The following is a 26,221-nucleotide window of genomic DNA, read 5'->3' on the forward strand; positions in this document are numbered from 1 at the left end:
TATTTGATCTTCTATGAAACCTTTTGATCGTTCTATCATTTACACCCGGCTGGCACCGCTGCTCAACTTGATTATCCCGGACATTCCGCTCCGGCCGTTTTTTTTCCGCCTGATTATTGCTTTTCTGACCACTCAATCGATTGGAGCATTGGTCACACTAGGGCAGTCGATATTAGGCAGTCCCCTGGATGATACCTGGCAATATTACCTGTTTCTCGCGTTGGAAATGATCCAATACGGTTGTTGGTTCTGGAATGTCTGGTATGGAATCCGTCTGCTGTTTACCTGGGTTATTCCACTCGATGCCAAAGGAATTCTGACGGCGGATTCTATTGCGTTAGCCGTCTCGCTTGGTTTTCTATTGTTTATGGTTAGCGCCGTTTCTTCACTTCAAGATCAAACGTACTCCTTCACGATCCGCTTAGTATTAATCGCTGCATTTACCGTTAGCATCGGCCTGCCAATGATCTGGAAAAAAGCTTCGTATTAGCTGTAGCTTATATTTAGAGTAAATAAATGGGATACCGACACATCGGTATCCCATTTATAGTTTTAAGGAGCGCAAATTGATTTTCAGTTAGTCTACACTAGTAGTCAGCGTGGCTTTGATCGAAATGCTTTTTTTGTGGGTATGACCTAACAATGGTTTTTCAATTAAGAACCAGGATAACGTGGCTATACAGATGAGTAGCACCGAGTAGAATACAATTTCTGTCAATCCATTAGCGGAGCTAATGTGCAGAATGTCAGCCGCTCTCAACCAGGCCAGCCGGCCATAGCTTTGCTGCGGGGTATGAATAGTAAAGATTAGATTATGATACAAATACAACCCGTAGCTGATCCGGCCAATGTATTGACAAACGGGATTCAGCAGAAGCAGCCGGCCCAGCACGCCAAGGGGTTGATGGCAATAGCCAACCAAGTATCCCCCGTAGAGCGATACCGTAAAGCGTAGGCCAGCGGCCATGCCTGGCGAATAAAATAACCCCCGACCGGTAAGCTGCCAAAGCAGGCCAGCCAGAATAACCGATGGCCAGGCGATAAATAAACTGTTCAGGAGTATCGATGAGTTGAAAAACGATTGGCTCTTTTCAGGTTTGTAGAGCCAGTACCAGGCAACGAGTAAGCCTATTCCGTACCCATCCAAACAGCCTGGTAGCAAGCAATAGCTGGCTGGCCACCAAATCGCTGCAGGGAAAAGAAGGTAACTGCTGCCCCGGTAGAATAAGCTAATGATAATCAGGATCAATCCGAGCTTCGGTAGCTGCTGGCTGGGCGTCAGCCAGATTAAGAAAGGCATTAGAATATATAATTGTTCCTCAACCGACAAAGACCACAGGTGATCCAGATGAGGTACTGGGTGAATGACCAGAAAAAAATTGGCGGTATACGTAAAAAAAGGTATCCCTTGATGCCAGATCACTGAGTCACCCGTCACCAATAAGACTGTCAAAGCAAGAAAATAAATTGGAAAAATACGCCAGGCTCGTCGTCTTAAAAAGGGAGTTATAAACCTTCGAAGAGAAGTCGGCTCCTCACTTAGATCAACCCGTTGTTTTTCAATTAATAAGATGCGACTTATTAAAAAGCCGCTTAAAACAAAGAACAGTGAAACCCCTGCGTTTCCTACCATGCCATAATCATGCATCCCGTCAACCCAATGATCAAGGATGACGAGCCATATTGCCCAGGCTCTCAAACCTGTCAACGCAGGGAAATAGCGTACTTTGATTGTCGCCATGGCATTTAAGGGATTATATAAGCACAGGACTATTCATAATACTTTCAATCTGGATAGTAAATTTAGTTTTTTTTCGGTCAAATTTTATTAAGATATGTAAACTATAATTAAAGCTCAATGGGTTAAGAGTACATACCTTAATGGTATAAAATGGAGTTTATTCATCTACATCCAGACCATGCTGCTAGAATGCGTTGGCTCAAACGCATACCCTGAGGATTTCACCAGTTTCGTGTTCGGCCTGGAACAATTAATTGGAAAACCTATACGCTAAGGAAGGATTGACTTGGTCATTCAAAGTTAGTTGACTAGATATAAGGGTTAATCATTTAGAAGCCCTCGTAACAGTTAAGCGGTTCCGCAACGGCACGGTTCGGCGTCCGTCGCATGACCTACCACCGGAATCCAGTTCGTAGCAGAAGTGAAATGTTGTATTCTCTTATCTGTCCCTGCATTCTCTTCGTTCTATATTCCTTCAAGATCTACTTTCGCTTCAACCACTCGCTGAATACTTTCCGCCACATTCGACAGGAAGTTATAACCCGTCTGCTTTTCGACCTCATCGATGCTAACTCGGTATCGCGTCCAGGGCTGCAGGCCCGTCGTATTGGTATTGGGCATCCAGACGGCTATCACCCGCGTCTGCGCGCTAATTCGATTCACATCCCCTGAACCGACCGGCAACACAACCACTATTTTCCACAGTACAGCAGGAACTGTCAGCTTACCGTTGGCAATACTACTTACTTTGCCGTTATCACCTTCGCCCCCTTTCCCATAAGTGCCCGCTATGATATAGACCTCATTCCCTTGAGCCAACAAACCACGCGTGTAATCTTCCAGATTCTTCCAGGCCTGCCGATTGTGTTGAGGGGCTTGAGGGACGATGTTGGTTAGAATAAAGGTAGTCTGGTTCTCTTGGGCCGTACTATCCCGATCATCAGAGGGGCAGAGATGACCTCGGTCGAAGCCGCTATTGGTATAGTCCGTATGGCGAGCCTGATACCAGGTAGTGGGCAAGCTTTGATCCGGAATGAAACTACCGCCATACCGTAAAGCAGACCCCTTCCATGCTGCACTCAGATGCCAGCTGCACCAGTTGGCAATACCGGTTGACTGGTTATAGGAAACACTGTAGGTTGGCCGGGTAATCAAGTAGGCGTTTGGACTGGACTCCAGCGGTCTGGCCCCATCGGGATTGCCCATCGCCAGATTATCATCTCGGGTTGGGCTGGTGGTAACCGGAGGGGAAACCGCTGATTGCTTACACTGGCTAAAACCGCTAACGAGCAGCAGGAAAATGAGTATTCTGTTTAACTTCATAGGGATAAAAATAAGGAAGCTTCGTCCGCCTTAAGCACTCATGTCGAGTCAACGGGTTATTTACCCGACTGCAACACTCGCCTATTCCGCTGGTGGCATTTCGTCGCTTGCAGGGTCTACAACACTACCGGGATCTGGCCCGCCGACGAGACCACCTCGCTACCTGACGCTTGGAAGAACTGGAACAGATCGGAACCTATGTGGCGCAGATTGGCCAAGTATGAACGGAACGCTCATCAACTGACTTGTCCTACTTTTATTCGGAGGTTTTTCTGACCGGTGGCTGAGCAGGAGGGTAGGGGCTGAAAAGGCTCTTTTTGCGTTCAATAAACCCGTTCATTTTAATCGTTCAGCGTTTTTGGTCAAGATGATGTTTTAATGAACGTTTTCTGCTAATAAATCTAAAAAGGCGTTAGGGCCAATTAGCTTTCTAGTTCTCACCATAATAATTTTATATGAGCATATTTTACTGCATTCAAAGTGGGGTATATAGTATAGCACGGCTAAAACATCATTTAAAATCTACCACTATTTCCGCTCTAAGTTGTAGACGTTTAAAAAGAGAATATTTAGGATTTGGCATAGATCGATACCAATACTGGAAAGTGATCAGAAGAGTTATCTCGATTAGGGGCAAATACTTTTTTTGTGGCAAGCGATTGACCATTCGCATCAGTAAGAATTTTAACTTGTACTAACGCATCCCCGATCAGTTTAGGATCGATTAGGATTTGATCAGGAATATGCCAAGGCCCATGCGGTAGCGTCTTATAATAATATGTTCCTAATGCCCCACAAGTTCCCCCAAATACTTGCCAACTAGTATTGTATAATGCTCTTCCAAACCCGAACGTGCTAGTAGTTTTTATTGTATGCTTCAAGTCTCGGTTAGCAAATACCCCCGTTTCTTCCATAATTACAATATCATAAGGAGGCAAATTAAAGTCCCCTGACAATATTTCATATAGTGATTCATGTTTCGTACGCCATGCATTAATAAATGGCATATCCTTTCGCAGGAATTCTCGCTTTTGGTCATCGCTTTTGTGCAAAGCAGGTAAATGTAAGTTAATAATCTTAATACCTTTATCTGTACGGCTTATTGAATCTAATGCGAGTAATTGGTATCGATCATTACGAGTCAAATTTTCATTTGTTTTATATTTATCTTTCGTAACTAGTGTTACCAGCCCAGGTGGTCCGTTATAAAGTTCGTAACTTCTTAAATTCGCATATGAGAGAACGACACGATCGGCTTCCTGTAAGGTTACAAATGTCGGATTATGCCCGGTTAATAAGTCGGTAAGAATTTGGGCTCGTTCTTGATAGTTTCCTCGCTTTTTAGTTGCATGAGGACTATCTCCCATATTCCATTGTAAGATCGAAATATATACTTTACTCATTAGGGATTGCTAGTAGTAATCTTTCGATTAGTTCTTTTGTCCGTTCAGAGGAAGCTACAGAGGTTAAAAAGGGTATTAATTGCTGTTCTGTGGCAATCGTAGGGACATCCTCATCCCAGTTTGTTATTTCTAATGGGGCTGTATTTGATATCTGACGAATAGTAAATAGAATATTGCTGGCCAAAGTATATCTAGTTGACTCTATAATAAAATCAAACAATTTTGGTTGGTCTTGGCCAAAGGATGGAAGGGGAACAAGTCGAGCCCTAACTCGATTTTCAGTGCGGGGGGCCAGGCTTTTAGCAAAATTATTGACTAAGCCAACTAGCGAGTTTTTGGGAATTGTAGGCTCCTGAAAAACAGGCCATAAATTCGTTATCTCCTCTAATGGCATCAGATTGGCCGTGTGTGCAATATATGTTTCTAGAGTCGAATCAGTCATTTCATATGTGGGGAGTGGGATTATTGGTTGAGGCAACCCATTATAGATTGGGCCTGTATATCCAACGTAATGAGCGAGCAATGCTATGCATAAATTAATTAGCTTGTCTTGTCGCTCCTTGCTTGCCTCTAAATCCTCTGGCTGCCCATTCATTAAAGCCGAATAGCTCATTCTAGCCGATTGTATTAGGTCTGTTACATTTTCGATATTTGCAAAAGATGCCGCCACTTGAAAAATTCGGATCGGCTGTAAAGAAGAGAGACCAGTGGACTGTTTATCTGTAAATTGAGTTAACAACTCCTCTACATCTCTGACTTTAGACTCGTTATTTTTCAGACCATCTAAATTTGAATACACAATGCAAATTGCGGCATTCAAACAGGCATAAAATAGTTTTAATTCTCTGCTTGTATTCCACGTCTCCGCTGTTGATTCGACGTATAACCAAAGTACATCTAGTAAATAATTGGTAGCATTATCCTTTTTGGCTACTTCACTTAATTTTTGAGTTATTTTCTCAAATAATTCGGGTAAGCAAAATACATTCTGCTTGTACGGGATAGGCGGGCGTTGGCTATTTTTTTTGATCTTATTGAAACCAAAATTACTACCAGCGTATCCTATTATTTTCCCTTCTCGATTAAAGCCTGTAAGTAATTTACAGGTAATTGGAAAGCCCAAACAGAAACTGATTCCCCATAAATCGCGGTCAACTATTGCGTGATTTAGAATAGCCGAGGGAGCTTCTATTACAAATAGGTTAGTATCCTTTTGTCTTAATATATAATAGGTATAGATATCACCCTTTAAATAGTAATGCCCTTGAGAAGCGGAAAAGTTTTCCACTTCCAAACGTAGATTACCACGTGAAAAAGGGATTTTTTCAGAAAGTTGGCCAACCCAAAGGAAAATTTCATCTTGGAATAACTGCCAGTACAAAGATTCTAAATTAACTCTAAACCCTTTATTAGGTCCACCGTATTCAGTTGTTGAATCCGAGTAATAGGTCAACTTAGAGAAAAAGGTTTCACCATTCTCTGTAGCCGCATACAACGGGGCTCCCCATAACTTATTATCAGTGTTTTGTTGCACTGAACCCTGTGCTTCAACTGGTAGAATATAATTGAGCTTTGGTACTTGATCATCAAAGACTAATGTGGCGGGATAAGCTGACCAGTCTTCTCCTCCAAAATCTGTTTTCATTAGATTACGAGGAAACGTAGTAGAAGGTACAGTTAGACCTAAGATAGTATTTAATAGTCGAGCAGTATCATTATCAATTTTAATCATACTCCAATCTTTTTATTTTCAATTACTTAAAGTGAATGCTCGAATGATGTTTTTAACATTGCAAAATTTAAGCACGTTCAAACCTTATTAACTCGCCATCCAATATCGGCGACAGGATTATTTATGCAATAATTCCTCACGTCATCTCGATTTTTCCCATTTTTGGTTCTGGCCGTGTGTGTAAGCGCCTGAGCATTTTAGTTGACCTTAAAGAGTTTAAATCTCGACCGAAGAGTCAGAAGTAATCTTTGATTTCTTTCTTTTGGTTTTCACTTTGTTCATCCGTCTTGTCAGATCAATACCGATTACTGTAATTTGCTCAATCTTAGGATAACTAGCTGATAGTTTTTCCCAATGTTCTTGCAATGCGGTAACAAGCTCTGAAAATGTCGCTTCTATCCTGCTATCTGGTAATTGCCAACTTGTTTTTTGCCCCCGATATACCAGCACGAATATGCCTCGATTAGATTGATTGTCCCGTAAATAGTCTCCACATAACTGGTTCTCTAATCTTTCGAAGAAATCTGGTCCACTCCAATTATCGGCTAGCTTGAGTTCGACCGGAACCGGAGCATCAAAGAGAGAACTATGAAAACGACAGTCTGGCCGTTTTGCGTCGGCAAATTCTTCCTCCTGCGTAATCAGGTATTTACCCATGGAACGGCCTCGGCACCAGTTGGCTATAACTCGTCTAATACCAACTTCCTCCTCTTCCAATGCCAGTGTTGATGAATCGCTGCTATCACTTTCTTCAAGATTATGCTTAAGATCTAACAGCCGTTGAACCCCTAAATCAAATAGTTCACGGTGGTTGGCGGGTGTGCAGTCCAATGTTTTCGCGAATTCGCTGAATTGCTTAACTGTCCAGGGCGAACTATCTGCATCCATTTCTGCCCGCTCTTTGGCATTTTTTTTCATCCACTTTCGATAGCCTTCAGCCGGGTGTATTTGGGCCAATTCCATCATGGCTAAATAGGATTCTTTACCCGGCATAGGTTTAAGCATGGAGAACAAGTTGTCACGGGCATCCTGTGCATCATCGCGTAATCCAGGAGAATAGACTCCTTTGTTGGCTCTATCAATATCCGCTTAAACCCGGATATAATGATGCATCAACTGATACAGGTTCTTCAGGTGCGTTGGTGATTTAAAGGTTTCTCTTACGCTAGCCCCTGAACGCCTTCCCCCGAGAAGGGCCACAATTGTTTGCATGGCCAGCTTTGTGGCTTCTTTCTGATTTTCGGCATAAAGCTCAGCCAGACGATCCGAAAAGGTCCTTACCGCCGATTCAGGCTCCAGGCTTATCCAGGTGGAATACCAATAAGGAAGATGTTGCAAAGAGGTTAGTGTATTACATTTTTTGTCAGCTAGTCGAGCGAGTTCAATATCTGGGATCTTTGAACTTCCCTGAACTACTTTTAACATGTATTGTAGATTAACTATGTTCGTAGGTTCTTTTTCCAGCCTTTCCAGAAGCGGTCTAGCTATACTATCCCATAGCCACTCACAATCCCAGCTAACTTTATTTAATATATAAGTATAATCCTCTCCTTCTGGAATTTTTTCTAGTGCCAATTCCCAGCTAATTTCTTGAATAATTAATTGATTAATGAGCAAGGGAAAGTACTTATAAAGCTTTGGAAACCAGCTTGGAAACCCACCAAATGTGTGAAAAGCGTACCGGCAAGCTCTCTCAGCCTCTTCACTACTCAGGTTTTGTGGCCAGTCCGTCATTTCAGTTGATTCTAATACAAGTCCTGACAACCCAAATTCAATTCCAACTGAATTGGTATCTTTTTTGCCTTTTTCTGATCGGAGCGAAGGGGTATAAGTCCGCCAAAAACTTAACAAGCCATCATGAAAAGCGTTGGCAACTTCTATGCCGTAGTCTTTTATTAAACTTTGCCAATTTCGGCTAGCTGGTTTTGCTGAATCGGCTTTAGAAAGACTTCGTAGGCGTTCATACAGGTAATACTGAGCTTTAGAGACTGCCCCCTCATTTAAATCATTTGCACGCAGTTTTTCACAATTCTCGTTCAGCCATTTTATGTTTTGGTCGTGAACCAGCTGACGCTTCTTCTCTTGCCCTTTTTCTTGACGCTTCCACTGAGCTTCTCTTTTTTGCCATTTTTTATATTCTTCAGACGGAGCTGGTGGATTCACAAATTCGTCTAGTCTTTTCTTTAGCTCATCTTCATGTTCTACTGCCTTTTTAAGCCCGTTTAGCCAGTTCGCTGGACTTCCATTTTCTTTATATAATTTAAATGCTAGTGATAAAGCGACTAGTCGATCAGCCAAAAGTGAACGGTTGGAAATATCAGTTAGTATAAGCTGAAAATCAGTACTCGAAAACTTCCAAAACCCGTCAATACCAGAGACTTGCCAAAAGTTAGTCAGCGGTTCTTTTTCATGCCGTTCAAAATAATTACGAGTCTCTTCAACATCCTTCCAAAACAGAGCATGGTTCAGTTCCTGCCAGTCAGATAGGAGCGCTGGAATAGTGTGACTGGGTGCCCAAGTCCTATAACTTTCATGCGAACTAAATGAGGGAGCCTGAGTGAGGGCAAATAAACTGGCTGAAGTGAATACAGTTGAATGCTTGTTGAAAATTAACTTCTCGATTGCTTTTAGGCTGATGTGCATTAACCAGCCATATTGCTGCGATATCTCACAATATCTGCGCTCAAAAACTGGCTGACAACGTAAAAGCGTATCAATCCCTTTGACTAAAGTAAATACTGCGTCCAGATCTGCACGCTTAACAAAATTCAGTAAGGAATAACCAAGCGGATCGGAATCGTATAATTTTTCATTCTGTGTGCTCGCTAACGCTTTTGAAAGCCAAGCGGCCGACTCTTGAGAGCCATCTGAACTATTGACTAACTCAGCCAAGAGCCTCCTGTCATGGGGTGCTTCATCCGTGAGTAAATAAGTACAAACGGCATTTAATTCCTCTTTCGTACCCACTTCCTTTACCACTCGTATAGCGGCTATCCGGGTATGCCTTTCAGCATTATGATCTAAGGCGAAACCCAGGGCTATTGGTAAGGCCGTTTTCATTTGCCCCTGCCAAACCAGATCAAGCAGATAAGAGGTAATATCTGAATTATGCTTATATTCTTCCAGCAAATGGATAATATCATTTGCCATATCGGGTAGAGCGAAACGTTTTACAGCAGTCAACTGCTCAAAGGACCTGTAGGATGAGCTAGAAGCTAGTTTTTGACAGACTGAAGCGAGTATTTTTCGTCTTAAGTCAATAGGAATTCTGCTTGGATCGCCACCCTCCAGAATCAATTCTGGTTCGAGCTTATATACTTTTAGCAATAACTGCTGATCGAATAAAACCAGCCATGACAGGATTGGCCTCATGGAAGGTATGATTACTTCCTGCTCATACTGAGTGCGAATAAACAAGTGTTCAATTTTCTGCCTGGACCCCTCATTCTTTAATTGTTCAGAAAGCCATTCCGCCGTTAAGTATTCCCGCACCGATCGGTGATGAAAGCGGACCGTACCATAGATAGCTTCATCAAATATCGGACGGCTCAACAAAATCTGACAGTCAGTATCATCCCAATCGGTTAATATTGACTTTACATCGATGCCTCTCAAGTTATTAGTTCCATCAGGAATTCGAATTGCGGATTCATGCCTCAAAACGGACGCTGAAGCCAGCAGGCGAGCACCCTTTTGCGCTTTTTCTATCGTAAACGGCTTTGACTCTCGTCTGTCCTGATCACGTTCCTCCAGTCTTCGCTGTACACTGTGCTCCATCAACTCAAACCGCGTACCTAGACGCTGTTTATCATTCCAGAACGCTAACAGTTCCTCTAAATCTTGAGGTCGAGTGGTAAATACCCAGGCATCCTGTCTTTCAAGCTCGCGTAAAAAATCAGCACTTTTTTTTACCCCTTTCGTAGTGACAAACGTAGTAATTTGATTGCCCGTTAAATCAGCTAGTGAATAGACTTTGAAGCCTTCCTTCTTCTCATCAGGTGTATTATTCAATCCGTTTTGCAGAGAAGATGAACGGGCTTCTTTTAACGAAATATCTTCCTCCCCGATCTCAATTTTATTTTCTTTGTAAACTGTATAGACAGCGGGAAATTGAGTTTCGCAGAACTTTAAATCGGTTTTTGGTCGCCACGCAGATATTCGTGAGGTAATGACAATATGTGTCCGTTGAATAGCTATCGATATGCGTGAATACAGTTTACGAATTGCCCGTTCAAAGTCCTTTGGATCTTTTAGTCGGGCTTCGTCTACGGAATCAAGCAGTAACCATCCTTCTTCGTTTGAATTTAACCAGTTCTGAAATTCCTGGTACGTACCCTCTTCAAAAGCGCTCTCCAGATCATCGGCTACATGCTCCAGGCGCATGAAAAAAGCAAATTTATTCTCTGTTCGGAGCGTCTGAGTGGCATGGCGAATTTCTTGTGTTTTGCCTGCACCTGCCTCTGCGAGTATTACAACACGATACTCGTTTACTAGTTCTTTCCAGCCGAGCGAAGCGCCTGCCTGAAAGCGATTAAATTCAGTTAAATCAATGTCATCATCCGTTGACCCATCAATATAGTCAATCGGTAATTGGTTAAACAAGCGATTAAGATTGATGAAGTTTTCCAAAGCTTTATAGCGCTACGATAGCTTAAAATCGGTTATAGAGGATCTATTTCGTTTAATCCAATTTTATAGGAGGTACGATCAAGTATACACTCGTAGAGCTTGATGGATGTTGATTCAGCTTTGTCTTTTATTAAGTTAATTACCTCTATTTTTTGTGTTGTAGTGCATTTGGCACCTAACACTATCCGATCAATACAGTCAATTGGGTAGTTAAATAAATAGATTTGCTCTCCTGGTATCTGTTTGACTAAGTCAGCCTCATTCAGTAATTTAATGATCCGCCACTCTTTCTCATACTTCCATTTGATACTTTTCTTTAAAAAGATTTCGCGTACAAGCGTAGTGATAGCTTCCTCTTCGGATAAATCTGGATTGACTAAAGCAAGGCTTGGCCTTCTATTATTATAAATTACTTTTTGTAAACAATTCGTCTGATCGCGCTCCGATTTACGCTGGTTAAAAAAAGGATGGTCTGATTTGAAGCCAATAGCAAAACCTTTATGAGAATCCGCATAGTGAGACCACATCAATTCGTTATCAGACTTTTCAGTTAAACACAAGAGGCCAAACCGGCTATTCATATCTTTCTGTAATGTATCCTGAAATTGTTCTTTCATGCCCTCAGACTCCAAACCCACAAATTCGTTAAAGATTGACATCAATAAGGGTTGGACAATCGCTAAGGCATCTTCAGGTTTTGTTGATTGAAGCAATGAGCTAATCTCAGCAGGTAAATTATGTTCCTGTATGATTTGGTCAATGTTTTGACCAAAGTGAGCGAAGAACTCCTGCTCAAAGTTTGACCCTGTGAAGAGCGTTTCACCAAATGAAGTTATTTTGCTCCTCTCCACCAGAGCGTCTATGTGGGGTGTTACTTCAAATGGATCATTAAAGGAGCCCGGTTGCGTAAATCGGAGCATACCACTGGTTAAGACTTCGAAACGCGATAAGTATTTATATAATATCATTTAATCATAATTCTTTTCTCGGCCAATAAACTGTATGGACCAAGACATATTAAAGTATGGCTCTTGAAGCGACTTAAATATACTAGATTTACAGATAAAATACAGATACAATACAGATATGACATTCGAGAATAAACTTCAGTTTGACTTTGCTACCACGCAGGAGGTAATTCGTCGAATTGGCTTGATTGACGCCTTTAGAGGAAAGTGGGGCGCTATTGAGCAAAAAAATAATCGATACTTAAGAGAGCTGCGTAGAGTAGCGACAATCGAAAGTATTGGTTCATCAACGCGAATTGAAGGAGCAATCCTCACCAATGATGAAGTTGAAAAGTTAGTCCGGAATGTAAAGATTACCGAGTTCAAAACCCGGGATGAGCAAGAAGTATTCGGCTACTATGAAGCATTAGATTTGATTCTAGATCATGCCAAAGAGATTGACCTGTCGGAAGCTTATGTCAAGCAACTGCACGGTATCTTACTCCGTTATAGCAACAAGGACCAACGGCATCGTGGAGGTTATAAAACGCTCTCGAACCAAGTCGTGGCCAATTATCCAGACGGGAGTCAGCGGGTCATCTTCAATACAACGGCTCCCCATCTGACCGAAGCTGAGATGTATGAAATGGTTAACTGGGTTCGTGTTGCCTTAGAAAACGGTAAAATTCATCCGCTACTAGTCATCGGGCTATTTATCTATGAATTCTTGTCAATACATCCTTTTCAGGATGGCAATGGTCGATTGTCAAGGCTTATGACAACATTGCTTTTGCTAAAAATGGGGTATGATTTTGCTCAATATGTTTCCTTTGAAAATATCATCGAACAGCGGAAGGTAGATTACTATCGCGGGTTAATGGCAGGTCAGCAATACCGCAGTACAGATAAGGAGGTGATCGGAGAATGGATGGTATTCTTCCTGGATTGCTTGCTGACATTGACAAGTCGATTAGAAAGCAAGTATGCCTTATACAAGGATAAAGGAGGGTACCTGAACGAGCGTCAACAACAGGTACTGGCAGTGCTACAAGATCATCAACCCGTTAAGATTAGCGATTTGGCTATTCTACTACCAGACGTATCAATAAATACGCTAAAAAAAGACTTACAATATATGGTCCAACAGGGGATACTTGAGCGGCTTGGCGAGTTGAAGGCAACAGTGTATTTAGTGAAATCTAATTAGTTTAAATACCTGAAAATCTTTATTCAAAACAGCTTGCCCTATTAATACCCTGCTATATAAGGCTTAAGAAGATTTCCAGCCTATTCAAAACTTATTTAAGTGTATCAAAAATGCCAAGAAGTAATTCTTCCGCGTCTGGTGACCGTAGAGATTTTGGTGGTAAAGTCCCTCAATTTGAGTTGTTTGCGGACAAAATTTATGTAGAGTTAACTCGTCATAATTTAGCTTGGATAAAAGTAGGGGATGCTGATGCTGGGAATGCTGATGACATTCAATATGCTACCCGCACTGAAGTTCATGCTTACCAAGTTAAATGGTCACAACAAACTCAAAAACCACCTTATAGGTATTTAGAATTTATTAACATACTTCCCGAGTTAAGGCAAAGCTGGCTAAAATTATCAAAAGTTAATGCTGAATTAGGACTACCTGTATATATCTATTTACTCACCAATCGCTCATCTTCAGAGCATGATAGATTAATCATTGATGACGCACCAGCTAAATCAGTAGGTAGTTTCAGTGATTTTCTCTCCCAGGCATGGCCCGATATTAATTCAGGTACCAAGCCCATGGGTAATTGGGGGCTATTGTTAGAACAAGAGCTTATCAAGTTGAATTTAACCGAGACTGAGTTTTTAACGTTCTCCCAGCACCTACGTCTTGAATTTAACGCAACTCTTCCGCAACCGACAAATCATCGACACCACGATATTTACCAACAGGATGTCACGAATTTGTATAAATTTTTCCATGATGAACTTGCCCAATTGATGGGGCAAGTGAGTTTTACCGCCGACGAGCTCATTAGAAAGATGCAGTGGGAAGGGCGCTTAAAGGCTATATTTTCACATGACTTCTACGTTGACCCCAAAATATACCAGCCAAACATTACGACTATTGAAACCCTTTCTCAAAGTATTGAATCGTTGCCAGGCGGATATATATTCCTGGAAGGTAGCCCTGGTTCAGGTAAGTCATCTCTCTTAACAAAGTGGGCAACCGGCCGGCCGGAAAGGGTGGTTAAATATTTTGCTTATCTTAATCAGACAAATGGTAATCAGCCTATTCGGGGTGAAGCAGTTAACTTATTTCATGATCTAACTATTCAACTCACTGAAAGCGGCTTTTTCGGTAGTACAGTTTTGGGTGCTCAACGTGATCTGACACTAACTCAGCAGATTTTCCAAAACCAATTAAAGCAGGTAGGAGATATTTATCAGCAGGACTGTACAAAGACAATCATTATTATTGATGGTTTGGATCATATTCCTAGAGAATATGCTAAACAGGGAACGTTACTTGAACACTTGCCACACCCCAACGATATTAGGCCAGGTGTATATATTATTTTAGGTAGTCAATCATTCGATTTAGCTAGTTTAAACGTTTCTGTAAGGCAGGAGGTTGAGCAAATAGGTAGACATATTGTTGTTCGACCTCTGTTGCCAAGTGCCATAAGCAAAATTGCTGACAGCTACCTTGCTGAGCAACTTAACCCTACCCAACATGACCTCCTTTTTCAGATTTCGGGAGGCCACCCATTGTTTCTTCAATACATTCTGCGAACAATAAAAAACGAAACAAACGATAGGCCGATTGAGGAAATAGTAGCCCCCTTGCCTCCATTCGACCAAGATATCAGCTTGTATTATAATCGAATATGGCAGGAGTTTGAGACAGACGAAGACATTGCCGATTTACTTGGATTAGTTAGTCGACTTCGTTTTGGATTCCATTATGGTATGCGAAACGAGTGGGGGGTTTCTGCTTCTGTTGCTCGTAAAGCCAAACGTTGGTTTAATCAATTCTTTGACGAGTCGTTTGGCTTCAAGGTCTTTTTCCATAATAGTTTTCGCCAGTTTTTACTTTATAAGACGGCAGAGGATCCCCTCAGTGGTCAATATGACAAAACGGCTCATGAAAATTTTCACGTCCGTTTAGCTGATTGGTCAGAAACATCGAGCATTCGTCTCTTTCACCACGAACATTTATACCATGTTCATCAGGCCGCCCAAATTGATCGGTTTTATCAAACGTTGACCCCAGCTTACGTGGATAATCAGCGCTATAACTTTCGACCGTTCGATGCAATTCGCGATGATCTAATTATGGGTTTGCAATTAGCTGCGAAAGACCAGAATATGCAGCTTATGCTACGCTATGGTTTCTTGATGGGTGAACTTCACCGTCGTGAGCACAATTTGGATGAAAGCAATTTCCTAGACTACTTCCCCACTTTGTTTGATTTTGAGGCTATAACCGAATATGCGCTTTTACCAATCAATTCGCCCGAACGTCGTAGCAGGGCAATGGAGATTGTTCGACTACTGTATCGAAATGGTTATGAAACAGATGCTCGTCGATTGTTTGCATTTGCTGAACCCGCAGCTTATGCAGTGGAAGAATTGATCCTCGACTCTGAAAAGGGACACCATTGGCAGGAACAGGCGAATTCATTAAAGGAATGGGTTCGAACAAAATGCTTATGGTCTGATCCAGAAGAAATGCTTGAAAAAGTTTTAAACATTAAGATAGTAAGCGATAATACCGATAACACATACGAAGAGCAAAAACTACAAACACAATTATTGGATGCACTTATTCAGTCGCTTACTCACACCAAATCTCTAAGACAACTGTTATTAAAGATTTTTAGTAGGTTTGATTTTGGTCATCCTGGTAATATTAGTTTCTTTTTACCCCGTTTATATGATGTAGTGGACATATTGATTCAGGATGATGAAGGCGAATTGGCAGTTTTTTTATTAGATACCTGTCTAAGCAGTTTGAATCCTGCAAGTTTATCCATTGATCAGCGGATATTGCTAGCCAATATGCTGTATGAAATCGACACAAACTCGCAAAAATACCAAGATTGGATTCGTGATGTTGTTTTAAATCCAATAACATCAATCCCTACTGATATTCGTACCGATGGTTCGCTAGACTATTATTTACCTTATTTCAGATATGTTGCCCTGGAAACGGTTCAATATAAAACCGTTGACTTGTCAATCTTATTTCCCAACGCACCCAGCGATCGATACTATGATCCTATAGTAACAGACTGGTTTAAGATGATGGCGCGGACTGCTATAATAAAGGGGGAAGGCCTAAGGGGCGAACGGTTTAACAGCCGAAATCTATTGCCCATAATTCGGTTTTATTATAGACCTAAACCACATCTATCAGAAACCAGCCAAACACGTGTGGAATGGTCGCGAAATTCCTACTACCGACAGATAGTTGAATCTATTGTAGTGTATGGTTCGAAAGCATTTTCTGAAGCTGCTACCTTATTTGAAACTGAAATTAATCAAAACATTACATATTGGTCTGCTGAACTCCAATTTGAGGTTTGGATAACATTCCTACGTCTTGGACTTGACAAGGAACGTTTAAGGGGACTGATTAACGGAATTGCTGGAGCTATTATTGAGGAACAAGGTGACTTATACAGCCGGATGAACCTAGCGCTAAAGTTAAGCGAAACCTATTTAAGCTTGGGCGCATTTGAAACCGCTCAATTCTGGTTACGGCGGTCGGCTGATGAGTCGTTTGGAGTAGGTTTTCGTAAGGATTATCAGTTCAACGATTGGATTGCTTGGTTGACGAAAGCAAACGTTGTCGAACCAGAGAAAGCTCGGGAGCGTATCCGTTGGATAGCCTCCTACTTGAAGCATATTGATCAAACAACCGATGGCAAAGCTGCGTCAGGTCGTGCTGCCTATGGATTGTTAAAGTGTTGTATTAAATGGGATACTGCCACTGGACTGGATCTGCTCGACTGGTTACTAAAGAAACTGTATATTGATGTTGATGATGGGATCGAACTTATACTTGATAATTTATTGCAAGAAGAAGTAAGTTCGGATTTGTTGTCTTGTATTGCCGATCTGTTCGGAAAAGTACTCTTACTTTCATCCAAGTCGGCTTCAAGTAAAACGTTTTCCCATCTTATACTGCTACTCCAACAGCATCAACAGCCAGAACTGATAAATGAGATAGTTGAGGATGTTGAGCGTTATGCCTTACAAGAAAATCGTCCAGAGTACTATGATTTATTAAGGAAGGCAAATGTCTCTTTTTCTCCAGCGAAAGGTTTTCCAATGGATCAACGCGAACATAAGGAAAAGAGCGAGGCCACAGTGCGTTTGAGGAACGACACACGAATTTCTCAAGCAGCATTTATTGAAAAGTTTACGACAGCCTCAGAATTACAGAATTTAATAAGTCAGGTATACGAAACATCAGGTAAATTCAACTGGCAGGCTTGTTTACTAAAAGTTGTGCATGAGATAGATGAGCCATGGTTAATTCAAACATCAACTGTCATAATCGCAGATACTCATAGTTCATTCTTGTTAATATTAGCATTAGGAGAGTTAGCCTATCAAAAAGTGTATACTAGTGCAGTTAAAAATATTTCGACAAAACTGCTATCGATTGATGATGCATCTTGGTCTCCGTTTAATGATGGTGGACTAAGGCTACGAGCTTTTGAATTTGCTATAAAGGTTGAAGGTGATTTGGCACGCAAAGCCGCTTGGCTCGATTTTATACGTCAATTTGAACGATCATCGGCAGTTGAATTACTACGTGAGCTCGACGAAATCATTCCTGTTCTATCAACTTCTTCTGACATTCGCTCAATTTGGTTAGAAATTGAATCGTACCTGAGTCGGATGTTTTTACACATAGAAGCAAGTACCGATGTACCTGAATTAATCGCTGCTCCAATTGATAACCAACCAGAAGCATTGATTGCCAGATTAGCATGCAACCTCAGTCTGATTGCAGAATGTGGCTTGAGAGAAACGGCCTTAGTTCACCTAGCAAAGCAGACCGCAATGGGCTATACTGGTTACATAGAAGAGATTCGTCGCTTTGTCAAAGATATCACTGTGGACATCGACCAAGAGATATTTGCCAAAATTGTTCTGTATGTTGGCGAAATTGATCTTGTTGTTTTAGCTAAATTCACAAATGAACTACAAAAGTTATCTAGATCTTCACTGTTAAGCAGTCGGATAGCCGCCAATGTCTTGCTGCAAAAGCTCAATGAGCCTATTCAACCAAGTCCATTGATTCAACGTCCATTAGCTTGGTTAAGAATGCCGTCGAGCAGAATAAACCAAGATAAGGAATTACATCGGTTTAATGAAGCAATGAGCGAGCTTTGGATTGGTTCCCGATTTTCAAAGGAGCGGCTTTTCAATATGTTGATGTATCATTTAGAAACTGTAGGTAAGATTACAAGTTTTGATGCATATGCACTATTCAGTCGGACTGTCGATTTATTAATAATCGAATTAGGGCGCGGAGATAGTCGTTTAAAAAAGCTGGCAAATGGGAGCGAAATTAAGTTAGAAACTACATACTCCCCATATTTTGTTATAGTCTCTTTCTTAACTGACACGCTCCTGAACGAATTATGGGAAGGAGGTTATTTGCCAGATTTACATGAAGTAGCATGGTTGAACTCACTCGTTGATCCACAAATTTTTCAATTGGAGCAGCATCGTCGCCCAGAGGAGCTGCCAGGAGTCAGGGGATTTGAAGACTATTATACATTGCCTTCGGACTGGATAGAGCAGATCAAGGATGGCTTTATTCATTTCACAAAGCAATTGGGGAACCGTATTGTAATTGCTGAAAGGACAATATTTAGAGGCTTGGGTTGGGATCTTGCCTCTGAAACACGTGAATCTTGTTTAACTATTAATGAAGGTAAATCATCTTATGAATTTCAAACTGGTGTGCTCTATAGAAAAGAAAATCTATTAATAGCTGACTATGTAGAAATGAGCCAAACTCACTCCACTCTGACTCCTTCTACCCCACTAATCTTTGCTAATCATGCAGACCGTTTCATTGATACACCAACCCATTTAAGTGAATGGGTCGCTATAAATCCAGAAATTGCTCAATTATTAGGATGGCGATTGGCTGACCCGCTCAAATTCCAATGGATTGATGAAAACGATTCAATTATGACAGAATCTTTCTTTTGGGTTGATGGTAACATTCGTATGACACCTCCCCAATTTAGAAGCCAGGCCGGTTGCGGGTGGATTGTAACGGCATCTCAAGAAGCTTTCAGTACACTGAAAGCTAAGTTTAATTTAATTCAAAAATCACAATTGGATCGACAAACACATGATAGTTCTACACGAAAGCCATTCCGTAAAACTCTTCAGCATATTGAGAAAATAATTTAAAATCATTATTGAATTAGGAAACTAAAGTGTGGCTATCAAGTTGAGCTTACAAAAGTAGTCTAAGTTAGTAAATGGAAGACATAAAGCCTGTAATTAAATAAATAATATGCCGTATTCAAATCCTGATGTATTAAAACACGTTGAAAACGGTAAGTATTATTATGTTGAACATAGTGATTATGACAACACTAATGTCTATGGTGAAGTTAACCAAAGTGATGTGCAGTCAATTATAGATAGCAATAAAGCTATTATTGAGTACGAATATTTTTATTTAAAAAAATGGGAGATAGAATTAAATTTAGAGGATTTTTATGCAACAGTTTTTGAATATGAACAAAAAGTAAAAAAACTAACTAGTTTTGAGGAGATATATAATTTCAGTAAAGAAGAGATTCACGTTAATATTAATAGAAAATTTATTAGTTATATAAATTCTGCAAGAATTTATATAGATCATATGGATGCAAGGTTAAAGCATAAGTATGGACAAAATTCAATACAGTACATGAAATTTGAAAGTGCAAAAAGATATTGTTATGATACATATTTCTCCTATAGGTTTTTCAATCAATTGAGGAACTATGCAGAGCATTCTGATTCTCCAATCACACAAATAGTATTAAGTGGAGAGCCAGAAAAAGACGGAAAATTAAAAAAAGGATCTACATCAGTTTATTTTGAATTTGACAAAAAAAAGCTTTTAGAAGACGCAGGAATAAGGAAAAAGCTTTTGGTTGACATGAAACGAAGAAATGATTTCTTTCCAATACTGCCTCAAGTTGAAGAATTTAAGAAGCCTATAAAATACTTAATAGATATGTTATTAATAATTGAAAAAGAGTATTATTTATTAAACTGTAAGACGATAGAGGATTTCTACAATTCTAGAAAACAAGGAGGAGCTCCTGAAATAACAAAATTCATATTTGGACCAACAAAACAAACATTAATTTATTCCTCAACAAATATAAGGTTAGATTTAGTAAAAAAGATAGATAAAGAACTTAGTAAATTAAAGTGAATACTTGAATATTTTATAAATTTAAAAATCGATTCATATGCCCGAAAATGACCCTTATCGTAGTCGATTCAATCGTTGGCATGACAAGCAAATGGATTATTTATCCTTTTCAATAAATCTCGTGTTCACAATAACTATTGGGGTGGTAAGTTTTGTAATTAGTCAAAAAGATCTTTGGGCTAAACCGCATGTAATTGAAACCAGCCTACTTTATCGGGGCACTTTAGTGTTACTTGGTTTATCTGCTACTGTAGGTGTTGGAGCAGTTATGGCAAGACTTTTAGCTTTCCGCTATACCAAAGACAAAGTGAAAGTAAGATGGAATATAAAAAGAAACACAAGCAATCTCACGCAGGAAAAAAGGTTAGTTTACAAGAATGAATTAACTAAACTTGCTAAACGTATACTTATCTGTGAGGCTTATATATGGCCTTTGTTTTACTCTCAGGTGGGCTTATTGCTTTTGGCCATTTGGTCTTTAATAGTATTCTTTTGAAAATAATTATTGTATCTGGTTACCTTAATAACTGGACATAAAAGAAATGTAAATTTCAGAACTGTGTTCAAGATAAATTTATAAAAAAATTACTTCTTGAGGGCATTGTGCCAGATTTTTAAAATAGGTAGGTTTGGTAAAAACTATTATCAACTAAACAGCTACTTGAAATGGGAAAAAATATAATAACTAAAACATGTTATATGTGTAACTCCCTGGCTACAAGTACGGAGCATGTTCCACCACGTTGTCTATTTCCAGAAGAGAAAGATTTTAAAGGGGTTAACTTAAGAAAAAATTTACTAACCGTTCCATCTTGTGATCTGCATAATATTGAAAAATCACAAGATGATCAGTTTTTAATGGCCACATTAGCGGGTGTAGTTGGCAATAATATAGTTGGGTATATTCATACGAATACTAAAGTAAAACGCGCGTTAGATAGAAAAAAGGACCTTGTCAACTCTACAATTTTTAATGCAAAGAAAATTACTGGTAAGACAATTGAAGGCTTGAAATTTCCTTTACTTAAAGGCTCTCCTGATATCAACAGGCTAACCAAATGTTTTGAATATATCGCTTATGGACTTTATTTTATTGAGTATAAAAAAAGATTCGAAGGGGAATGTAGCGTCTTTATAAGCTTTGTAAGATATAAAAACCCTAATTTAGAGAAAACAAAAATTTTAAAAAAGAAGCACTTAATAAGGATAATATTGTAAAAATTAAAGGTGAAAACCCTAGTGTATTTAAATATTACTTTTACCCGCCTGATCAATCTGGAATCATACTATTGAGACTTTTTTTTTATGAAGGCTCAGAAGTATTTGTCTCCTTTAAGTTAAAAGATTTACGTTTCAATTTATTTCTAGAATTGAGTAAGATAAGTGATAAAACTATTTTTAAATTTGATAATGGAGAAACTATTGAGTTTAGTAATAATGTAAAAAGAATTCAACCGTAATGGCTATAAATATTGTAAAATGTAAATTGGTATAATAATCCTACAATGATTTCTTCAAGTCATCCCTTTGCCTAAATACGTTCAATTAAAGGCTATTAAGCAACTTTAAATGTACTCGTATTGCATTATAAATCAACACATTACTTGATTAAAATAGGGTCAAAAAAATCGTTCAGGAAAACCCTTGGACCTATGAACGCTTTTCATGACTTACAGTGATAATATATCGTTCAACTCCTGTGCCTGAAATCGTTCACGAAAAGGTTGCCTTTTCTGAACGATTACTATGAAAAGTACAAATATTGAATAGGGGAAGGGAAGATTTACTTATTTCTACTTTAGCGGAAAAATACTATTTTTAGAATAGATTTAGATTGACTATTGGCTCGTAGTTAGCAACTCTATGCACTAGTTAACGGACATTTGTATAAGGGCCAATACACCGTCTCCAGTAGGAGCGTTTTCGTGAGATTATTGAGTTTTAGCTTATCCGAATTGAAGGGGTTAACTATTTATCAAAATTTGACCCCTCGATTTGGAGAAGCCAATAGACTATAAATGAAAACCATGAGTTTACCTTGACGCTGGCCAGTAATGACCCTCAAAACAAAAGTCGGTACTGAGGAACTGGAAAAAAACCGATTTGGTATTGTGTGGCTAACTGCTGCGTGCGGTTGTTGTACGTGCGCGTAAACACATTCTGTTGCCCGGTGAAATTCTGTAAATCCAGTGAGATTTCATGCGTCAGTCGGCGGCGGTTGAGTCGGTACGAAAATTTCAGATCCGTGCGGAAATAAGCCCTTAGCTGCTCAGAGTAAGCCGCTTCGTTATGATAAACCGCCCGCCCCGCCCGAACGGAACGAGCGTAGTCGATGGGCGTTTCGTACCGACCACCGGCCGTCGTCAGCTTCCAGTCCACGTTGAACGTGTTATCGCGGTGACCTGTTTTAAACGCCCGCCCGGCCAGTAAATTAACGACGTAGTGCCCATTGAACGCGGTGTTGCGCCAGACACCGTCACTACCCTGGTAGTTTGAGTCGAAAAGCGAAACAGTCGTCAGGAAATAAAAACCTTGCTGGTAGGACCGCTCCAGCGTGAGTTCCAAACCATAATTCCGTCCGTGTCCCCGGTTGACTAAACTATCGTTGTCGGGCAGATCAAACGAGGCGCCCGCGTTCAGCATTGAAAATGACCCGGTAGTTGGATCAACTGGAGCCTGACGAATGCCCTGGTAATAGGTTTCTACTTTTAGATGCAGGCTGGCCGACAGACTTCGTTCATAGGCCAGAGCCAGGTGACGGCTGCGGGTAAAATCCAGGCTGGTATTCGTAAGCCGGTACGCATTGTCGGTAGCTGGTGTTTGCACGAAATAGCTGGTCAGCGGTTGTAACTGGCTATGTTCGCCGTACCCTAACCGAACAGACTGCCGGTCATTTAACTGGTATTTCAGACCCAGTCGGGGTTCAATTACCCGGCTGTTGGTCAGCGCGAAATGCTGCCCATGCAAGCCGCCATTAACGACCAGACGTTCCGAAAAACGGTGCTGCCACTGGCCGTAGAACTGGATCAGGCGGCTTTGCCCGGACTGCCTCAGTACGGATTGGTCGTTTGCGGCTGCCGGCTCATACCGGTTTTGATGGAGTGAAAACGTAAACCAGTCGAGGGTGAAGCCCGCAGTAAATAGGTCTTTGACGCTTAGTTTCTTGTTGAAAATTCCGTTAATCGAATATTTAGTCTGGGCATGACGGGTTTGCTCGAGCCGGACGGGTTGCCAGTTCTGTCGGCTCAGCGAATCAGTTGTCACCCATTGGTCGGTGTAGGAACCTGCCACGGTAAGTTTATAAAACGTGGTTGGGCTCAAATGGTGCTGGTACGAACTGCCGACTATACCCGTTCGGTAGCCCGAACGCATATCCTGGTTTTCATCGCCAAACAAATCCTGTTTGGTCGTGTCCATTGTGCTGCCCAGCAAGTTAATGCCACTCAATCCGCCCAGTCCAAATACCGAAAAATGACCATTCCGCCCGGTGGGTATGTCCACCTTAAGCGACAAGTCCTGATACTGGGGTACGGCCGTTCCCAGACCCAGATCCAGGCCCAGGGCATTAAACACCGCCAGCGTAGAATACCGGTAATTGACCAAATAAGAGGCTCCTCCACCAGTACGTGCTTTATCTTTTTTTGACAGGGGTCCCTCAGCGCCCAGTTCAAAGCCGTTAAATCCCATCTGAGCCAGGTACTCGGACTTGTCAGCGTTGCCTGTACGCATGTTCAGGTCAAATACCCCGGCAATTGCGTTACCATACTGAGCGGGAAACGCTGCGGTCAGAAAATCAGACCGGTCCAACACGTTGTTGTTGAGCATACTGACCGGGCCGCCTGTGGTGCCTAATGCACCGTAGTGATTTGGATTGGGAATGTTGATGCCTTCCAACTGCCAGAGAAGTCCCAATGGCGAGTTTCCCCGCACGATGATATCGTTTCGGTTGTCATTAGCCCCACTAACCCCCGCGTAGTTGCTGGCCATTCGGGCGGGGTCACCCCGGCTCCCGGCAAATCGGTTGGTCGCTTCCGGATTAAATGAATGGACACTCACCAGGGCCAGTTCATTGACCGGGCTGGTCTGGTCCCGACGGGCTTTGACAATGACTTCCTGAGCCGTAATCATCTGCTCGGTTAGTTCAACCGTCAGGCTCACTTCCTTACCCGCCGTAACCAGCACATTGGGAATGATTCGTTCCCGGTATCCCAGAAATGAGATCCTGACCGTTTGGTAGCCCAGGGGCACCTGACGGAGGCTGAACGAGCCGGTTTCGTCGCTGGTTGAGCCGAGTAGAGCCGATGTGTTGAGCACCATAACGGTAGCGCCCGGTAGGGGGTATTTCGACTGACCGTCAATAATCACCCCTTTGATCGTTTGGCTGGCTGGCTGGGCTTGACCCAGTGAAAAGTTGAGTAGGGAGAACAATAGAATCAAGCGTATGTGCATAACGAAAACGTTTATGGTCGGTTGAAAAAGCCTGAAAAAGGCTACCTGTCCCGTTTATAGCGGGCGATGAAACCGCCGACTGGCTACTAGTCGCTGGGGATAAATGACGGCCTGAATGAAGTTGAATTCGAGTTGCTGAAACGAAATAGTCTGCCCGTTCACCTGAGTCCTGAGAAAAGGTGAGTAGCGCAGGTTGGTGCGTAGCAGGATGGACTCGTAGCGGACGGGCCGGATGTCCCAGCCCACGACCAGACCGGGGGTGTACTGTAGGTCGCGCTGGTCAGTTACCAAAACGTCATCGTCTGTCTCCCGAACGCTTAGTTGTTCCCGCGAAAAGCTAAGACCCACAAAGGGCACAAACCCGTGATAGTCCAGCAGGTTCTTATACACCTCTAGGCTGATGGAGCGGCGGTCGAGTTGCTGGGTCAGACCGTAGGCCGTGTGATCGGCGACGATGTGGCGGTGCGCCAGTCGGATGTCAAAATCGGGCTTGTAAAAATAATAACCGATCGATGCATCGAGGAAGGTGTTATTGCCCGACGGGTTATTAAGGTAAGGCCGGTTACGGGCATTGTATGCCGAACGGGGCAGCGTAAAGGCTGCCGAGGGTCCCACATCCAGGTGAAAGCCACTGAGCTGTCCACGCTGACGCAGGTACTGACCGAAGGCTTGTTTATTGTCTTTTTCCAGCGGACGGGTTACGTCGATCAGGAATTTATACGATAGCTGAGCGGTAAAGGTTGGAAAACGAACGGGAGTCGTAGTTTGGCGGGAGGTAGCATAGCTAAACGTACGGGCGGGCAGGTACTGCACGCCCAGCTCAAACCAATGGGGGCCGCTCAACCAGTTCAAACCGCCCTCCAGGGTAATCACGTCTTTGGTAAACGTGGTTCCCGCTAATTTTTCATTGACCCGCTGGTTATAGGACAACGTTGACCAGTTAACGCCCACATACGGATTGAGTCGGTGGTAATGCAGTTGCAGCGGATGCACCCGGGCACCGGTGGCCACATTGGTCGACACGCTGTAGTCCTGAAGCTGGTCAATTTTAGGACGAATCGAGGTCAGTGGTATCGAGACGAACAAATCGGCCAGGCCCCAGAAATGCGTAGCCCCAATGGTAAACCGGGGATGATAGGTGCCGGGCAGCGTTAGGAGTCGCTGCTCACCCGTTGCACTTAGATACCCGCCCTGAACCGGGGGAATATACTGCCCGTCGAGACCCAGATGCAGTTGCGCGAAGCGAAAACGGCTCCTTTGGTTAATCACTGGCTGAGCGAGCGTGGCGGTGGGCAAACTAATCAGTCCCGTGGCGGCCAACAGGCCGTATAAAAAGAAAGTCCGAATCATACCGATGGCGGTTAGGGGTTGTATCGACTACCAAAATTGCGGCAGTACACCCGGAAACTGCCCCGTCAAACGGATTCTTAACCCCGTCAAACGGATTAGTGCTGATTGATTGAGCGGCTACGCCAATTTTGAGCGGCCAATCCTTTTGGGTATATTTACCCGACAGCGATTGGGCAAATCATAATCGAAGCC

15 protein-coding genes and 1 pseudogene are annotated in these 26,221 nt (G+C 41.9%); 6 read left to right on the forward strand and 10 right to left on the reverse strand.

Translation table 11 applies throughout. The features are described from left to right. Positions 1 to 13 precede the first annotated feature (13 nt). Complete coding sequence (locus CWM47_RS20685) at positions 14 to 490, forward strand: hypothetical protein (protein ID WP_100990097.1); 477 nt, start codon at positions 14 to 16, stop codon at positions 488 to 490. An 87-nt stretch (positions 491 to 577) separates the two neighbouring features. On the opposite strand, the gene CWM47_RS20690 is transcribed toward CWM47_RS20685, so the two are convergent. The 7 genes from CWM47_RS20690 to CWM47_RS20720 form a co-directional block, all read right to left on the reverse strand. After that, positions 578 to 1,741, reverse strand: a complete 1,164-nt coding sequence (locus CWM47_RS20690; protein WP_100990098.1) for an acyltransferase family protein — start codon at positions 1,739 to 1,741, stop codon at positions 578 to 580. 465 nt (positions 1,742 to 2,206) lie between these two features. After that, positions 2,207 to 3,064 (reverse strand): DNA/RNA non-specific endonuclease, encoded by an 858-nt coding sequence (locus CWM47_RS20695; protein ID WP_100990099.1) that lies wholly within the window; start codon positions 3,062 to 3,064, stop codon positions 2,207 to 2,209. Positions 3,065 to 3,633: 569 nt separating this feature from the next. Continuing rightward, positions 3,634 to 4,467 (reverse strand): exonuclease/endonuclease/phosphatase family protein, encoded by an 834-nt coding sequence (locus CWM47_RS20700; RefSeq protein WP_100990100.1) that lies wholly within the window; start codon positions 4,465 to 4,467, stop codon positions 3,634 to 3,636. Next, positions 4,460 to 6,112 (reverse strand): hypothetical protein, encoded by a 1,653-nt coding sequence (locus CWM47_RS20705; protein ID WP_157816007.1) that lies wholly within the window; start codon positions 6,110 to 6,112, stop codon positions 4,460 to 4,462. The genes CWM47_RS20700 and CWM47_RS20705 overlap by 8 nt, the downstream gene beginning before the upstream one ends. Before the next feature lie 303 nt (positions 6,113 to 6,415). Then, a complete protein-coding gene (locus CWM47_RS20710; RefSeq protein ID WP_157816008.1) occupies positions 6,416 to 7,204 on the reverse strand; it encodes a hypothetical protein in 789 nt (262 codons plus the stop codon). Positions 7,205 to 7,288: 84 nt separating this feature from the next. Beyond that, a complete protein-coding gene (locus CWM47_RS20715; RefSeq protein ID WP_100990103.1) occupies positions 7,289 to 10,828 on the reverse strand; it encodes an NACHT domain-containing protein in 3,540 nt (1,179 codons plus the stop codon). Positions 10,829 to 10,860: 32 nt separating this feature from the next. Then, positions 10,861 to 11,748 (reverse strand): DUF2971 domain-containing protein, encoded by an 888-nt coding sequence (locus CWM47_RS20720; protein WP_157816009.1) that lies wholly within the window; start codon positions 11,746 to 11,748, stop codon positions 10,861 to 10,863. 166 nt (positions 11,749 to 11,914) lie between these two features. On the opposite strand from CWM47_RS20720, the gene CWM47_RS20725 reads away from it, so the two are divergent. The 5 genes from CWM47_RS20725 to CWM47_RS20745 all read left to right on the forward strand — a co-directional run bounded on the left by CWM47_RS20725 (position 11,915) and on the right by CWM47_RS20745 (position 21,448). Next, positions 11,915 to 12,982, forward strand: a complete 1,068-nt coding sequence (locus tag CWM47_RS20725) for a Fic family protein (protein WP_100990105.1) — start codon at positions 11,915 to 11,917, stop codon at positions 12,980 to 12,982. Between the two features lie 110 nt (positions 12,983 to 13,092). Further along, positions 13,093 to 19,206 (forward strand): hypothetical protein, encoded by a 6,114-nt coding sequence (locus CWM47_RS20730; RefSeq protein WP_100990106.1) that lies wholly within the window; start codon positions 13,093 to 13,095, stop codon positions 19,204 to 19,206. A 106-nt stretch (positions 19,207 to 19,312) separates the two neighbouring features. After that, entirely contained in the window at positions 19,313 to 20,230 is a 918-nt protein-coding gene (locus CWM47_RS20735; RefSeq protein ID WP_100990107.1) for a hypothetical protein, read from the forward strand. 37 nt (positions 20,231 to 20,267) lie between these two features. Continuing rightward, positions 20,268 to 20,726: a hypothetical protein gene (locus CWM47_RS20740; protein WP_100990108.1), complete on the forward strand. Its 459-nt coding sequence runs from the start codon at positions 20,268 to 20,270 to the stop codon at positions 20,724 to 20,726. Positions 20,727 to 20,896: 170 nt separating this feature from the next. Beyond that, complete coding sequence (locus CWM47_RS20745) at positions 20,897 to 21,448, forward strand: hypothetical protein (RefSeq protein ID WP_100990109.1); 552 nt, start codon at positions 20,897 to 20,899, stop codon at positions 21,446 to 21,448. An 843-nt stretch (positions 21,449 to 22,291) separates the two neighbouring features. Here the strand turns inward: CWM47_RS20745 and CWM47_RS20750 are convergent. The 3 genes and pseudogenes from CWM47_RS20750 to CWM47_RS20755 all read right to left on the reverse strand — a co-directional run bounded on the left by CWM47_RS20750 (position 22,292) and on the right by CWM47_RS20755 (position 26,029). Then, positions 22,292 to 23,917, reverse strand: a complete 1,626-nt coding sequence (locus tag CWM47_RS20750; RefSeq protein ID WP_394342024.1) for a TonB-dependent receptor plug domain-containing protein — start codon at positions 23,915 to 23,917, stop codon at positions 22,292 to 22,294. A 426-nt stretch (positions 23,918 to 24,343) separates the two neighbouring features. Continuing rightward, positions 24,344 to 24,679, reverse strand: a pseudogene (locus CWM47_RS40310) (carboxypeptidase-like regulatory domain-containing protein); the annotation flags it as partial. 54 nt (positions 24,680 to 24,733) lie between these two features. After that, entirely contained in the window at positions 24,734 to 26,029 is a 1,296-nt protein-coding gene (locus CWM47_RS20755; RefSeq protein WP_100990111.1) for a hypothetical protein, read from the reverse strand. Between the last annotated feature and the right edge of the window lie 192 nt (positions 26,030 to 26,221).

Source organism: Spirosoma pollinicola, from assembly GCF_002831565.1.
Taxonomy (GTDB): domain Bacteria; phylum Bacteroidota; class Bacteroidia; order Cytophagales; family Spirosomataceae; genus Spirosoma; species Spirosoma pollinicola.

Coding starts and splice junctions, on each gene's coding strand:
- CWM47_RS20685 (WP_100990097.1), top strand. CDS start 14: ATGAAACCTTTTGATCGTTCTATCATTTACACCCGGCTGGCACCGCTG.
- CWM47_RS20735 (WP_100990107.1), top strand. CDS start 19,313: ATGCCGTATTCAAATCCTGATGTATTAAAACACGTTGAAAACGGTAAG.
- CWM47_RS20755 (WP_100990111.1), bottom strand. CDS start 26,029: ATGATTCGGACTTTCTTTTTATACGGCCTGTTGGCCGCCACGGGACTG.
- CWM47_RS20720 (WP_157816009.1), bottom strand. CDS start 11,748: ATGCTCCGATTTACGCAACCGGGCTCCTTTAATGATCCATTTGAAGTA.
- CWM47_RS20695 (WP_100990099.1), bottom strand. CDS start 3,064: ATGAAGTTAAACAGAATACTCATTTTCCTGCTGCTCGTTAGCGGTTTT.
- CWM47_RS20730 (WP_100990106.1), top strand. CDS start 13,093: ATGCCAAGAAGTAATTCTTCCGCGTCTGGTGACCGTAGAGATTTTGGT.
- CWM47_RS20725 (WP_100990105.1), top strand. CDS start 11,915: ATGACATTCGAGAATAAACTTCAGTTTGACTTTGCTACCACGCAGGAG.
- CWM47_RS20705 (WP_157816007.1), bottom strand. CDS start 6,112: ATGAAAACAGATTTTGGAGGAGAAGACTGGTCAGCTTATCCCGCCACA.
- CWM47_RS20740 (WP_100990108.1), top strand. CDS start 20,268: ATGCCCGAAAATGACCCTTATCGTAGTCGATTCAATCGTTGGCATGAC.
- CWM47_RS20690 (WP_100990098.1), bottom strand. CDS start 1,741: ATGGCGACAATCAAAGTACGCTATTTCCCTGCGTTGACAGGTTTGAGA.
- CWM47_RS20700 (WP_100990100.1), bottom strand. CDS start 4,467: ATGAGTAAAGTATATATTTCGATCTTACAATGGAATATGGGAGATAGT.
- CWM47_RS20750 (WP_394342024.1), bottom strand. CDS start 23,917: ATGGGATTTAACGGCTTTGAACTGGGCGCTGAGGGACCCCTGTCAAAA.
- CWM47_RS20710 (WP_157816008.1), bottom strand. CDS start 7,204: ATGCTTAAACCTATGCCGGGTAAAGAATCCTATTTAGCCATGATGGAA.
- CWM47_RS20745 (WP_100990109.1), top strand. CDS start 20,897: ATGGGAAAAAATATAATAACTAAAACATGTTATATGTGTAACTCCCTG.